This window comes from Amycolatopsis silviterrae, from assembly GCF_042684085.1.
Classification (GTDB): domain Bacteria; phylum Actinomycetota; class Actinomycetes; order Mycobacteriales; family Pseudonocardiaceae; genus Amycolatopsis; species Amycolatopsis silviterrae.
The window spans coordinates 139,071-152,410 of record NZ_JBHUKS010000017.1; the positions used below are offsets into that span (position 1 = coordinate 139,071).

13 protein-coding genes are annotated in these 13,340 nt (G+C 70.2%); 9 read left to right on the forward strand and 4 right to left on the reverse strand.

Annotated features, from left to right (window positions below):
* The first annotated feature begins 54 nt into the window (after window positions 1-54).
* From ACFSVL_RS24870 to murD, 8 genes are all read left to right on the forward strand, one after another.
* The gene (locus ACFSVL_RS24870) at window positions 55-474 is read left to right on the forward strand and encodes a DUF6653 family protein (protein WP_378307951.1); all 420 of its coding nucleotides are present in this window, start codon (window positions 55-57) and stop codon (window positions 472-474) included.
* Window positions 471-1,730, forward strand: coding sequence for a glycosyltransferase (locus ACFSVL_RS24875; RefSeq protein WP_378307952.1), 1,260 nt, complete (start codon window positions 471-473; stop codon window positions 1,728-1,730). The genes ACFSVL_RS24870 and ACFSVL_RS24875 overlap by 4 nt, the downstream gene beginning before the upstream one ends.
* Before the next feature lie 90 nt (window positions 1,731-1,820).
* Entirely contained in the window at window positions 1,821-2,495 is a 675-nt protein-coding gene (locus ACFSVL_RS24880; protein WP_378307953.1) for a response regulator, read from the forward strand.
* Window positions 2,492-3,907 (forward strand): ATP-binding protein, encoded by a 1,416-nt coding sequence (locus ACFSVL_RS24885; RefSeq protein WP_378307954.1) that lies wholly within the window; start codon window positions 2,492-2,494, stop codon window positions 3,905-3,907. Before ACFSVL_RS24880 ends, ACFSVL_RS24885 begins: the two co-directional genes overlap by 4 nt.
* Window positions 3,904-4,383, forward strand: coding sequence for a hypothetical protein (locus tag ACFSVL_RS24890; protein WP_378307955.1), 480 nt, complete (start codon window positions 3,904-3,906; stop codon window positions 4,381-4,383). The genes ACFSVL_RS24885 and ACFSVL_RS24890 overlap by 4 nt, the downstream gene beginning before the upstream one ends.
* A gap of 148 nt (window positions 4,384-4,531) precedes the next feature.
* A complete protein-coding gene (murC, locus tag ACFSVL_RS24895; protein WP_378307956.1) occupies window positions 4,532-5,947 on the forward strand; it encodes a UDP-N-acetylmuramate--L-alanine ligase in 1,416 nt (471 codons plus the stop codon).
* On the forward strand, window positions 5,944-6,528 hold the full coding sequence (locus ACFSVL_RS24900) for a hypothetical protein (protein WP_378307957.1): 585 nt from the start codon (window positions 5,944-5,946) through the stop codon (window positions 6,526-6,528). The genes murC and ACFSVL_RS24900 overlap by 4 nt, the downstream gene beginning before the upstream one ends.
* Window positions 6,525-7,916, forward strand: coding sequence for a UDP-N-acetylmuramoyl-L-alanine--D-glutamate ligase (gene murD / locus ACFSVL_RS24905; RefSeq protein WP_378307958.1), 1,392 nt, complete (start codon window positions 6,525-6,527; stop codon window positions 7,914-7,916). The genes ACFSVL_RS24900 and murD overlap by 4 nt, the downstream gene beginning before the upstream one ends.
* 226 nt (window positions 7,917-8,142) lie before the next feature.
* Here murD and ACFSVL_RS24910 read toward each other — a convergent pair whose 3' ends face one another.
* Window positions 8,143-8,349: a hypothetical protein gene (locus ACFSVL_RS24910; protein ID WP_378307959.1), complete on the reverse strand. Its 207-nt coding sequence runs from the start codon at window positions 8,347-8,349 to the stop codon at window positions 8,143-8,145.
* A 360-nt stretch (window positions 8,350-8,709) separates the two neighbouring features.
* On the opposite strand from ACFSVL_RS24910, the gene ACFSVL_RS24915 reads away from it, so the two are divergent.
* On the forward strand, window positions 8,710-9,225 hold the full coding sequence (locus tag ACFSVL_RS24915; protein WP_378307960.1) for a VanZ family protein: 516 nt from the start codon (window positions 8,710-8,712) through the stop codon (window positions 9,223-9,225).
* A 331-nt stretch (window positions 9,226-9,556) separates the two neighbouring features.
* Here the strand turns inward: ACFSVL_RS24915 and ACFSVL_RS24920 are convergent, their stop codons facing one another.
* The 3 genes from ACFSVL_RS24920 to ACFSVL_RS24930 form a co-directional block, all read right to left on the reverse strand.
* The gene (locus tag ACFSVL_RS24920) at window positions 9,557-10,951 is read right to left on the reverse strand and encodes a class-II fumarase/aspartase family protein (protein ID WP_378307961.1); all 1,395 of its coding nucleotides are present in this window, start codon (window positions 10,949-10,951) and stop codon (window positions 9,557-9,559) included.
* Entirely contained in the window at window positions 10,948-12,429 is a 1,482-nt protein-coding gene (locus ACFSVL_RS24925) for an NAD-dependent succinate-semialdehyde dehydrogenase (RefSeq protein WP_378307962.1), read from the reverse strand. Before ACFSVL_RS24925 ends, ACFSVL_RS24920 begins: the two co-directional genes overlap by 4 nt.
* A gap of 110 nt (window positions 12,430-12,539) precedes the next feature.
* Window positions 12,540-13,232 (reverse strand): type 1 glutamine amidotransferase domain-containing protein, encoded by a 693-nt coding sequence (locus ACFSVL_RS24930; protein WP_378307963.1) that lies wholly within the window; start codon window positions 13,230-13,232, stop codon window positions 12,540-12,542.
* Window positions 13,233-13,340: the final 108 nt, after the last annotated feature.

Consider the following 13,340-nt stretch of genomic DNA (forward strand, 5'->3'; position numbering starts at 1 on the left):
ATCCTAATATATCTGAGTCTTCGGAAATTTCAGAAAACTCGGTAGGCTGGCGGCATGGAGTCTTCGGTCAAGCGGTGGGTGTTCGCCCGGCACTGCCATCCGCTCAGCGCGTGGTCCCGGTGGGCGAGCACGCCGCTGGTTTTGGTTCCGGTGTGGACGCGGAAGTGGTCGCACGCCGCGCTGGTCGGCGCGTGGATGGCGGTGAACCCGGTGGTGTTCGGCAAGCCGGCGCACACGGGCGCGTGGGCGTCGCGGGCGATGCTGGGGGAGGAGCGGTGGATCGGGGAACGGCCCCGCGACGCGGCGATGGCGGTCAACGTCGCCGCGACCGCGGCGGGGCTGGCGGCGATGACGGCGGCGTGGCGGCGCCGGCCCGGGCTCGCTGCCGGGGCGACGGCGGTGCAGATGGGATTGTTGCTGGCGTACTGGGAAATGATGGCCCGGTACCTGGACCGGCACGGCGGTGCCGAGTGAAAGCGCTGCTGCTGACCCTCGGCACGCGCGGCGACGTCCAGCCGTTCGTGGCGCTGGCTCGGGCCTTGCGCCAGGCAGGCCACGACGCGGTGCTCGTCGCGCCGCGGAGGTTCGGCGAGTTCGCGCGGGCGCACGAGGTGCCGTTCGCGGGGATCGCCGACGGGCCGATGGCGTTGCTGGACAACGGATCTCCGGTCGGCGACGTCGCCGACGGCGGGCTGCGGGCCAAACTCGCCCTCGCCCGCCGGATGCCGGGACTGTTCACCGAGGTGCTGCGCGACTGCTGGACGGTGGCCTCGGCGGAGCCGGGCGTCGACGTGATCGTCCACAATGGACAGGTCGGGGCCGGGCCGCACGTGGCGGAGAAGCTCGGCGTGCCCGCGGTACTGGCCCTGCCGTTGCCGTTGTACGTGCCGACCGGCGCGTTCCCGTGGCCCGGCCTGGACCTGCCGCACGGGCTGCCCGGCCCGGTGAACCGGGCGAGCTACCTCGGGATGCGCGCCGCCGGAACGATGTTCGGCCGGGTCGTCGACCGGTTCCGGGCCGATCTCGGGCTCCCGCGCCGCCGGGGCAGGCACGACCCGCTGCGGCGGCCGGACGGCGGCGCGGCCACCGTGCTGCACGCCGTCAGCCCGCAGGTCCTGCCCCGGCCCGGCGACTGGCCCGCCACCGCGAGCGTCACCGGCTACTGGTTCCTCCACGACGCCGAGCCCGGGTCCAGCCGGCTGCCGCCCGGCCTGGCGGAGTTCCTCGACCGCGGCGATCCGCCGGTGTTCGTCGGTTTCGGCAGTATGTCCGGTACCGACCCGGCGGCGACCACCCGCGTCGTGCTCGAGGCGGTGCGGCGGTCGGGGCGTCGCGCGGTGCTGGGGACCGGTTGGGGCGGACTGGACTCCGCGCAGCAGTCCAAGGACGTCTTCGTCGCCCGGGAGGTGCCGTATCCCGTGTTGTTTCCGCGTGTGTCGGCTGTGGTGCACCACGGTGGTGCCGGGACGACTGCCGCCGCGGCGGCAGCCGGTCGTCCGCAGGTGGTTTGTCCGTTCGTTGCTGATCAGCCGTTTTGGGGCAGGAGAATGGCCCGGCTCGGCGTCGCGCCGCCCCCGGTGCACCAGCGCCGCCTTACCGCAGCCGGTCTCGCCGAGGCGATCGAGCGGACGACGGCGCTGGTGCCCGCTGCGGAGGATCTCGGTCGGCGGGTCCGCGCCGAGCAGGGTTTGGCGGTGGCGGTGCGGTCGCTGGCGGAGATCAGCCGGTGAACTCGGCCTGCCGAAACCGGTTGTGTCGCAATCGTGTCGCAAAGATCCGTTCGGTTCGCCACGCGCCGACAGCGTGTCCATGATGGACAGGTGGTGTCGATTTTGCTCGTCGAGGACGATCCGCTGGTCAGCCGGGGCCTTCAGCTCGCACTGACCAGACGCGGGCACGACGTGCGCGTCGCGGAGACCGGTGAGGAGGGGCTGGCGGCGTTTCGTGCGTCCGCGCCCGATCTGGTGGTGCTGGACGTGATGCTGCCGGGGGTCGACGGATTCGAGGTGTGCCGCCAGGTCCGGGCGGCCGGGCAGGTCCCGGTCATCATGCTGACTGCCCGCGGCGACGACTTCGACATCGTCACCGGCCTCGCGGTGGGAGCGGACGACTATGTCGTCAAGCCGGCGCAGCCGATGGTGCTCGACGCGCGGATCCGTGCGGTGTTGCGACGGACCACCAGCGCCGACGAAGACGTGCGGGTGCACGATGGCCTGCGGATCGACACTGCGGCGCTGACGGTGACGGTGCGCGGGGAGCTGGTGCAGCTGACCCCGACCGAACTGCGGCTGCTGCTGACCCTGTCGCGCGCGCCCGGCCGGGTCTTCACTCGCGCGCAGCTGCTGGAGGAGGTCTGGGAGCACGACTACCTCGGCGATTCGCGGCTCGTCGACAACTGCGTGCAGAGGCTGCGAGCGAAGATCGAAACGGATCCGGCCACCCCGGTCTACATCCAGACGGCGCGCGGGTTCGGTTACCGGTTCGGGCCGCTGTGACCGCGTGGCGGCCGTGGCCGCGCGGGCTGCGCGGGCGGCTGCTCCTCGCCTTCGTGCTGACCACCGTCGCGGGGGCCGCGGCGACCGGGGCGGCCAGCGCCGCGTCCGCGAACACTTCGCTGGTCGAAGCGACCCAGCAGCGGCTCACCAAGACCCTCACCGACCAGCTCGGCGCGCTGACCGCACAGCTGGACTATCCGCCGGGCCAGGAAGCACTGGACCGGCTGCGCTCGGCCCTCGGCCCGAACGCACTCGTGACCTATAAAACCCTGCGGTCCGCGGACGGGGCGGCCCCCGGCCTGGCCACCGAAGCGCTGCGCACCGAGGTCAGCCTGCGACGGCAGCTCGTCACCCAGCGGCTGACCGTGAACGGGGTGCCGTGGCTGGTGATCGGCACCCCCGTCATGATCACCGCGCCGGACGGCAGCCGCACCCCGTCGGGGATCGAGGTCTACTCGGCCCACGATCTCACCAGCGTGCAGCAGCAGACCGCCGCGCTGACCCAGTCCGCCGCGCTCGCCGCCGCGGCGACGATCCCGCTGTCGGTCCTGCTGGCCATCCTGGCCGCGGGCGGGGTGCTGCGCCCGGTCCGGAAGCTGCGCGACACCGCGCGCAGACTGGCCCGCGGCGACCTCGGCGCGCGCACCACGCCCAAGGGCGCCGACGAACTGGCCGAACTCACCGTGACCGTCAACGAGATGGCCGAGTCCGTGCAGACGTCGATGACCGCCATGGAGCACATGGAGAACAACGCCAAGAGGTTCGCCGCGGACGTCTCGCATGAGCTGCGCACTCCGTTGAGCACGCTCACCGCGGTCGTCGAGGTGCTCGGGACCACGGCGGACGGCATGGAACCCGACGCCAGGGAGTCCGCGCAGCTGGCCATCGCCGAAACCCACCGGCTCGTGCAGCTCGTGGAAGATCTCATGGAGATCTCCCGCTTCGACGCGGGCACCGCCCAGCTGCGGCTCGAGGAAGTCGATGTCGCCGACGCCGTGCGCCGCAGCTTGCGCGCCCGGTCCTGGCTCGGCGAGGTCGAACTCGAAGTGCCGGACGGCATCCGCCTGCGCGCCGACCGCCGCCGCTTCGACGTCGTCGTCGCCAACCTCGTCGGCAACGCCCTGCGCCACGGCGAGAAACCCGTACAGGTGCACGGCTTCGCTTCCCCCACCACGGTGCGCATCGAGGTGACCGACCACGGCACCGGACTCTCCGAAGAGGTACTGCCGCACGTGTTCGACCGGTTCTACAAGGCCGACACCGCCCGCGTCCGGACTCCGGGCAGCGGGCTCGGCTTGGCGATCGCCAGGGAGAACGCCCGCGCGCACGGCGGCGACCTCCACGCGAGCAACACCCCGGGCCGTGGCGCCCGCTTTGTGCTCGAACTGCCCCGGAACCTGGAGGACGCGTGAAGCTCCTGCGCGCATTGGCGGCGTGCCTGCTGCTCGCGGGCTGCGGCGTGAGCCCAGATGGACCGACCCTCGCCGGCGACGCTCCGACCGGCGTCTCTCCCGGAGTCACGCTGTACTTCGTGGACGAGCACGAGCGGCTCCAGCCTGACCAGCGGAAGACCGGCAGGCTGGGCTCGATCGCCGACGCGCTCGCACTGCTGTTCAGCGGGGTCGCTCCCGGACGGGGTCTGCACAGCGAGATCGGAGGAGGAATCGACACCCCTCGCGTCACCGTGACCACCCAGCCCCGTCTCATCCAGCTCTGGCTCCCGCTGGCGCGCCGGGAAGTCCAGCCGCTCGGAGTCGACCAGATCGTCTGCACCGCGCTCGGCGTCCACATTCAAGGCGGTGGCGCGCGTACCGCCCGAGTGCGGCTCGACTTCACCTTCGGGACCACCGAAGCCGACGCGTCCCGGGCCTGCCCTCTCCTCCGGTAACCGGGCTCCGGAAAAGCTGTTGCTGACACATGACTGCGACATTGTTCCGACGTAATCACGACAGACGTGCGGGACTGTTGGCATTGTGCGGCAACGCAGTTCGCCTGTGGCCGCCTTTCACTCGCTGGCGGTCGAAGGAGAAACAGGCATGAACGCAGGCAGGATGACGGCGGCGGATCTCGGGCGCGTCCATGTCGTCGGATGCGGCGGGGTGGGGATGAGCGGCCTCGCGGAGATCCTGCTGCGCCGGGGTTTCCCGGTCTCCGGCAGTGAACGGGACGACCGGCCGTCGTTGGCGCGCCTGCGCAAGCTGGGCTGCGCGGTCAGTTCGGGTCACGACGAGTCCGCGTTGGACGACGTGGATACCGTGGTGTACTCCACCGCGATTCCGGACGACCATCCGGAACTCGCCGCGGCCCGGCGGCGCGGTTTGCGCGTGCTGCACCGGTCCGAAGCCCTCGCGGCCGTCATGGCCGGCTACCGGAGTGTCGCCGTCACCGGGACGCACGGCAAGACCAGCACCACGGGCATGGTGGTCAGCGCGCTCTGGCAGAGCGGGATCGATCTGTCCTTTGTGGTCGGTGGCGACCTGGCCGGGCACGGGTCGGCCGCACACGGGAGCAGCGATGTGTTCGTGGCCGAGGCCGACGAGAGCGATCGATCGTTTCTCCATTACGCCCCGCACGCCGCGGTAGTGACCAATATCGACTCCGACCATCTCGACACTTACGGCGACCTGGCCGGATTGAGCGCCGCGTTTCTCCAATTCTGCGGTCAAGTTCAACCGGGCGGTTTCGTCGTGACCAGCGCCGACGATTCGCATTGCCGCGCCCTGGCCGAGCGCGCACGGACGCAGGGCTTGACCGTCTACACCTATGGACGCCACGAGGACGCGGATTTGCGGGTGTCGGGCCTGTCGTCCTCGGCGACCAGAACCCGTTACCACGCACATCTCGACGGTACGCCGCTGGGCGAGGTCATCGTGCCGGTTCCTGGCGCGCACCTCGGCCTCAACTCGGCTGCCGCGTTGCTGACCACCGTTCGGCTGGGCGTCTCCGCGGAGAAAGCGATCGAGGGATTGCGCGCCTACCCGGGCGTCGGCAGGAGATTCGAACTCAAGGGTTTCGCCGGCGGCGTGCGGGTTTACGACGACTACGCCGGTCACCACACGGCGCTGGCCGCTTCCCTGCGGGCACTGCGGCACGTGGCGGGAAGGGGGCAGCTGATCGCCGTGTGCCAGCCCTGCGGCACCTTCCGGACCCAGCATTTCCAGGCTGAACTGGCCGCCGCGCTCGGCCTGGCCGACCAGGCGATCGTCATGGAGGTCTTCGAACGCACCGCGGCGGACGAGCGCGGCCACGACGGCGCTGAACTGGCACAAGCGGTCCCGCTGGCGACCGGGTCGAAGGCGTTCGCCGGCAGCTGGTCCGAAACCATCGGGGAAGTGACCCGGCGGGCACGGCCCGGCGACCTGGTCGTCACCCTCGGGGCGGCCCCGATGTCCCTGATGGCCGACCAGATACTCGGTGCCTTGCGTGTTCGCAAACCGGGCGGTGTCCGATGACGCGCTCGTGTCACGGGGCCGCCCGGCTCGCGGCACCCGTCCGCGACCTTCTCAACGCATGCCGCGCGACCTTTGCCCCCGTGGTGTGCGAAGTACGGCAGCCGGATCAGGCGGTACGTGCTGTCGCCCGGGGCTGTCCCGCCGTCAGCGTGGTGACTGGAAAGCGTTGGCAGACAGGCGGTCGAGAGGAATTCACCGCAGTCCGCGCCAGCGTCGAGGTACCAGTCTTGCTGCGGGAACCAGTGTTCCGCGAGGACCAGCTGTGGGAAGCGAGGGCCTGCGGTGCGGACGCGATCTCGTTGGTGCAGCCCGCCTTGACCCCCGAACGACTGGCCGAATTGTACGGGCGCACCCTGCGGCTGAACATGACGCCGCTAGTGGAAGTGCGCGATGTACCGGGCGCGCAGCTCGCCGCTGAACTGGGTGCCGAGGCGGTCTGTCTCGACTTCGCCGACCCGGCGGCCCAGGCCAGGGCAGCGGCGTTGCTGCCTCCCACGACGGTCACTCTGGCCGAAGCGGGCGCCGAGGTGATCTTGCTGGGCGGAAGCTTGATCGGCGATTTCGTCAGGAGCGCGTCATGACACAGACCCCCTCGGCACCGCGTCCGGCCATGGACGAGCGGAGCGTACTGGTCGCCGGTGCGGGCATCACCGGCTGCGCGGTCGCCCGTGCCTTGAGCGCGGCCGGCGCCCGCGTCACGGTGACCGACGATGTCGCCGACCAGCTCAGCACCCTCACGGACGTCCCCGGTATCACGCTAGCCGTCGGGCTGACCGAGCCGCCGGAGGATACGGACTTGGTCGTCACCAGCACGGGTTGGCGGCTCGACAGCCCACTGTTCGTCGCCGCGGCCAAGCGCGGGATCGAGACGATCGGCGAAATCGAACTGGCCTGGCGCATGACCGCCGAGTCGGCCGACCCGCCGACCTGGCTGGTGGTCACCGGCACCAACGGCAAGACGACCACCGTCGGCATGCTGGAATCGATCCTGCGGGCCGCCGGGATCGACGCGATCGCGTGCGGCAACATCGGACTGCCGGTAGTGGAGGCGCTCGGGGCCGGACATCGAGTGCTGGCGGTCGAATTGTCCAGCCACCAACTGCATTGGTCCCCGTCGGTCCGGCCCGCGGCCGGGGCGCTGCTGAACGTGGCCGAGGATCACCTGGACTGGCATGGCGACATGGCTGCTTACACTGCGGCCAAAGCACGCGCGCTGACCGGCGCGGTCGCGGTCGGCAACATCGACGACGAGACAGTCGCCGGTCTGCTGGCACAGGCACCCGCCAGCCGGAAGGTTGGGTTCACGCTCGCCGAGCCCGCTCCGGGGCAACTCGGTATCCGCGACGGTGTTCTGGTGGATCGCGCCTTCGGCACGGATGTGCAGCTCACCGACGTCCTCCCCTGTGGTCGGGCCGGGCGGGCCGACGCTCTCGCCGCCGCGGCACTCGCCCGCGCCTACGGCGTGCCTGCCCAAGCCGTACGGGACGGGCTGGCGACATTCCGACCCGCCGCGCACCGAGGGGAGACCGTCGCCGAGGTGGATGGCGTGCGGTACATCGATAATTCCAAAGCCACCAATCCACACGCGGCCTTGGTCGCCCTGGAAGCTCACGAGCGGGTGGTCTGGGTTGCCGGAGGTCAGGTGAAAGGCGCGTCGGTGGACGCGCTGGTCGCGCAGACCGCTGATCGCCTGTGTGGTGCGGTGCTGATCGGAGCGGATCGGGACAGATTCGCGGCAGCCTTGGCACGACACGCGCCCGGCACGCCTGTGCGGGTATTCGGCGGTGGAACTGAAGGCGATATGACTGCCGCGGTGCGGGCGGCGTGCAAAATGGCCCAATCCGGTGACGTGGTGCTGTTAGCTCCGGCGGCAGCGTCGCGGGATATGTTCGCGGATTATGCCCATCGTGGCGAGGTCTTCCGCGCCGCCGTTGCTGCGTTAGCCAGCGATAGCTGCGAAAAGAGGTGACGTGTCTGAGGCGTTCTGAACGCTGCATCGCCCGGTGCAGCCGCCCGGCAGCCACGAGGTCCTCTTCGCCAACCCCCGGCTGCTCGCCGAAAGACTCGTCCACGCCGGAAGAGACTGACCCGAACACGCTGCACGATCACCGGTGCCCGGCCGGACGGCGTCGGAACGGCTTGAACGGTTTCCGTTGCTTGCGAATACGCGTCCGGGCCAGCTCTGCGTTACGCCGTCAGCTCCACGGCTGGCTGATGAACAAGTAGCCGCGCTGGGAGCCGGCTCGCTGCCCCGGGCGGCGAGCGTCCCGCCTGGCCTGGCTGAAACCGCGACCGGTGGCGTCCGGCTGCCCCTTGCGGCCGACGTCCCGGGAAGCCACGACCAGTCCCACCGCGAGCAGAACGATGACGACCCCGCCCAGAATGACAAATGCCTCCACCATGATTCCCCCTGACGGTCAGCTGTCTTCCTCGTGTCCGTCTCGTCACACTAGGACAACGCGGAGCGGCCGGCGGGAAACTTAAGGATTACTTAGGCGCAGTTGAGCGGCATTTAGGGTTTTCGGGAGACTGGCGGGAATATTCCTTGGCGGACGCGGCGACCGTGTTCGTGCTGTCTTGCCAGGCCTTGCGCCGGCCCGGTCCCTGGCGTCGGAACGGGCCCGCTTGCGGACAGCGGAGTTCCCGGGAGACCGCGGTCTCGGCCGGGAATCCCGGCTGGTCGCGACTGCCTGATCCGGCGCGGGACGAGCTTGGATCCCGGACTCGGCCCCGGTGTCGCCGGCCGTACGATCGGCTCCCTGATGATCACCAACTTCCTGCTGGACAACTCGGCGCTGGTGCCGATGGTGTCGCTCCTGATCGCCGTCGTCTGTGTCGGCGTCGGCTATTCGCTGCTGCGCATCCGGAGCGTCAAGCGGAGGCACCTGATCCTCTGGACGCTCGTGATGCTGTCCGTGGTGCCGGTCGTTGCTCTGACCCTTGTTCCGACCCCGAACCGGCTGGACTACGTCGCCTGCGCGGTGCAGTTCTCCGTGCCCACGTTGACCAGCGTGGAGCCGTTGGCCAACCTGGCGTTGTTTTTCCCGCCGGTCTTTTTCGCCGCGCTGGCCACGCGACGGCCTGTGCTGATGCTCGCGGCCGGTGCGGGCCTCTCCGCCGGGATCGAGGCTGTTCAGGCCCTGGTCCCTGCCATCGGACGCGCCTGCGACACCAACGATTGGGAGATGAACACCGTCGGTGCGATCCTCGCCGTGCTCCTGGCCAGCGGCACCATCGTGCTCGCGAACCGCACCGGCCGTCAGGACGGCGGCCGATAGTCACGTGGCGGGCCAGCCGTCGGCGGGTTCGGCGGCCTGCGAGCCGCATCTGGCGGATGTGCCCGGGCTGATCCGGCGGGAGTGCCCGACGTTCCGCAACACCGATCACGGGCCCGCGTCTGGGCGGGCTGTCAATGCCAGGGACTCAAGGCGGCGTTATGGGTGCGGCTGAGGCGCATCCGCCCAGGCCGAAGCCGCTGGCGGACCGTTGGCTTGCGTCGGGGCCGACGCGGGCGGCGGGAACTGGGCGTCTCGTCCGTGAAGGACTCCTTGAGGGAATCTGATTCCCTCAAGGAGTCCTTCACGGACTTAAAGAAAAAGGCAACCCGGCTTAGGTCCCTGGCATTGGGACGGGCTGTCCCGCGGGCCGGTCTTGCTCAGGTCGACGTTGCGCGACAGCTCGCGTCATGGCTTGCGCGCTTCCCAGATAGCCCGCGGGATCACAGAGCCGACGTAGCTGACCCGCGCCGAGACTCGCCGTGACTTCGGGGTGCCTGCTCAGTTCGGTGGCGAGGTCGCCGCCGGAGTTGATGACTTGAGCGCACGCGGCGTAGACGAGTTCATGGGCGCGGTGGCGGCCGAGGACCGGGGCGAGGGCCATCATGACCGCCTCCGCGGAAATGAGTCCGCTAGTGAGTCCGAGATTGGCGCGCATCCGCTCCGCGTCGACGTGGAGGCCGCCGATCGCGTGTACGGCCTGGGCGAGCGAGGAGGACAGCAGGAGGAACGTTTCGGGGATCACGGCCCATTCGACTTGCCACGGCCCGGTGGCGCGTTCGAAGTCCTGCACCATCGCGTCCAGCATGGCCGAGGCCTTGTCCCGCAGCAGTTTGGCCGCGGCGATCATGAGTTCGCTGGAGACGGGGTTGCGTTTCTGGGGCATGGTCGAGCTGGCTCCGCGCCCGGTCACGAAGGGCTCGGCCAGCTCTCCGAACTCGGTGGAGCACAGGATGGCGACATCGGCGCCGATCTTGCCGATCGACGCGCCGATCGCGGCGAGCAGGCCGACGATCTCGGCGAAACCGTCGCGGGCGACGTGCCAGGTGATCTCGGGATCCCGCAGGCCGAGTTGTTCGGCGAGGGCCGCTCTCGCCCGGAGGCCCTCCGGGCCGGGCCCGAGGGAGGCGAGGGTTCCCGCGGCGCCTCCGAACTGGACCATCAGGTCCCGCTGCCGGGCCGCGGCCAGCCGGTCGGCGTGGCGGTCCAGCGCCGACAGCCAGACGGCCGCCCGGTAGCCGAAGGTGACGGGCAGGGCGTGCTGGAGGTGGGTTCGCCCGGCGGTGACCGTGCCGACGTGGGTCCGCGCCAGCTGCCGCAGGTGCTCCCGCAGCTGGTCGAGTGCCTCGGAAATCAGCGCCAGACCCTCAGCGCACTGGAGCACCGTCGCGGTGTCCATGATGTCCTGGGTCGTGGCGCCCCAGTGGAGGTAGCCGCCCGCGTCGCCGCACTGCCCGGCGAGCTGCGTGACGATCGGCAGTATCGGGTAGCCGACGTTGCCGGTGCCGCGGCGGAGCCGCTCGCGGTCGAGGCGGGCGGGATCGCAGGACGCGGCGATGGCATCAGCGGCCCAGGCGGGGATGACGCCGACCCGTGCCTGTGCCTTGGCCAATTCGACTTCGACGCGGACGACGGTGTTCAGGTAGGCGTCGTCGTTGAAGATCGCGCGCATCTCGGGTGTTCCGAACAGGTCGCGGAACAGGAAGGAGTCGAAGACGGTGCTGCTCAACGGGATTCCCCCGCACCGCTTGGCGCCGCGTCGATGGCGACGTACTTCTGCTCGAGGTATTCGTCGATGCCGGTGTTGCCGCCTTCGCGGCCGATACCTGATTGCTTCATGCCGCCGAAGGGGGCGCTGGCGTCGGAGACGTAGCCGCGGTTGAGGCCGACCATGCCGGTCTCCAGCTGTTCGCTCATGCGCAGTGCCTGGCTCAGGTCGCGGGTGTAGAGGTAGCTCACGAGGCCGAACTCGGTGTCGTTGGCGGCGCGGAGGACCTCGGCCTCGGTGGTGAACGTCTGGATCGCTGCCACGGGGCCGAAGATCTCTTCGCGGGTGATGCGGGAGCCGGCGGGCACGTCGGTGAGCACGGTCGGCGGGTAGAAGTACCCCGCTCCCGCCGGGACGACCCCGCCGGTGCGCACCCGGGCCCCGGCGGCGACGGCGTCGTCGACCAGCTCGGCGACTTTCCGCCGTTGGCCTTCGTCGATGAGCGGGCCGAGGTCAGTGCCCGGGTCGGTCCCGCGCCCGAGGGTGAGCGTGGTCATCCGCGCGGCGAGTTTCCCGCTGAACTCCTCGGCGACGGCGGCGTGGACGTGAAAGCGATTGGCGGCGATGCATGCCTCGCCGATGTTGCGGAGCTTGGCGGTCATCGCACCGTCCACGGCGGCGTCGAGGTCGGCGTCCCGGCAGACGATGAAGGGGGCGTTCCCGCCGAGTTCCATCGAAACGCGCAGGACGGTGCCAGCCGCTTGGCCCAGCAGGAGACGCCCGACGGGCGTGGACCCGGTGAAGGAGAGCTTGCGCAGTCGTCCGTCGCACAGCAGCGGCTCGGTGACCGCGGCCGCGTTCGTGGTGGGGATGACGTTGAGGACTCCGTCGGGCAGGCCTGCTTCGGCCAGCACTCCGGCCAGTGCGGCTGTCGTCAGCGGTGCCTGGGGCGCCGGTTTGACGATCATGGTGCAGCCGGCCGCGACGGCGGGTCCGATCTTGCGGGCCGGCATGGCCAGCGGCGCGTTCCACGGTGTGATCAACAGGCACGGCCCGACCGGCTGCCGCATGACCAGCACGCGGGCCGAGCCGTCCTCGCTGACCTTCCAGCTGCCCTCGATCCGGACGGCTTCCTCGCCGAACCACCGCAGGTAGTTCGCGCCGTAGCTGACCTCCGCCCTGGACTCGCTGAGCGACTTGCCCATCTCCAGGGTGATCAGCAGCGCGAACTCGTCTTGCCGTGCGATCAGCAGGTCGTGGGCACGGCGCAGGATCTCGGCCCGCCGGCGCGGGGGCACCGCGGCCCACGTCGCTTGTGCGCGGACGGCGGCGTCGAGGGCGGCCGTGGCGTCGGCGGGCGTCGCGTCGGAAACCTCGCACAGCGTCCGGCCGGTGGCCGGATCCTCGACCGGGAAGGTTCCCCCGTCCGCTGCCTGCCGCCACTGCCCGCCGATGAGCAGGCGTTTTTCGACCCGGTTGACGACATCGGGTTCGGACACGGGAGCGACCACCGGGTTTCACCGTTCTTTCTGAGCTGATCGTGGATCGTGGTTGGGCGGCCAGCCCCCGGACGCGCAGGGGCTGGCCGGTTGCCGTCGCGGGGGAGCCGCTAGCGGAGGGCGGCGATCATGGCTTCGGCCATCGGGGCGCTCGACGCCGGGTTCTGGCCGGTGAACAGATTCCGATCACGAGTGGTGAACGCCTGGTAAGCAGGTCCGCCGACGTGCTTCGCTCCCTGCTCGCGCAACCGGCTGGCGAGCAGCCACGGCGCTCCGTCGGCGGTGCCGAACAGCTGCTCCTCCTCGTCGGTGAACGCCGTCATTTCCCGCCCGGCGAACAGCCACTTGCCTTCTTCGTCCACAGCGGACAGCAGCGCGGCGGGGCCGTGGCAGACGGCGCCGATCAGCTTCCGGGCAGCGTCCGCCCGGGCGAGCAGGCGGCCGAGGTCGGAGTCCTGGTACAGGTCCACCACCGGGCCGTGTCCGCCGGGCAGCACGACCGCGACGTAGTCGTCGATGTCGACCTCGCTGAGGGTGAGCAGCGGGCCGAACTCCCGCAGCGCCTTCTCCGCGTGCGCCACGTATTCGGCGCAATTCGCGCCGGCGACCTCCGGATCGGCGCTGTGCCGGTCGAGCGGCTGCAGCACCCCGCCGGGGGAGGCGAAGTCGACCGAGTAGCCGGCCTCGACGAACTTCTCGTGCGGCGCCGCGAGTTCCTCGGCCCAGTAGCCGGTCGGATAGGACGAGCCGTCGGTGCGCACCCAGGTGCTCGCGGCGGACATGACGATCAGGATCTTGCTCACGAAGGGAATCCTTTGCTGAGGGTTCTCGGGACCTGCCGTCCCGCGGCGCCGTTTCCGGCACGGCTCAAGCGTGCCGGACAGAAACCCTGGTCAGCGGCTCATCTCGCG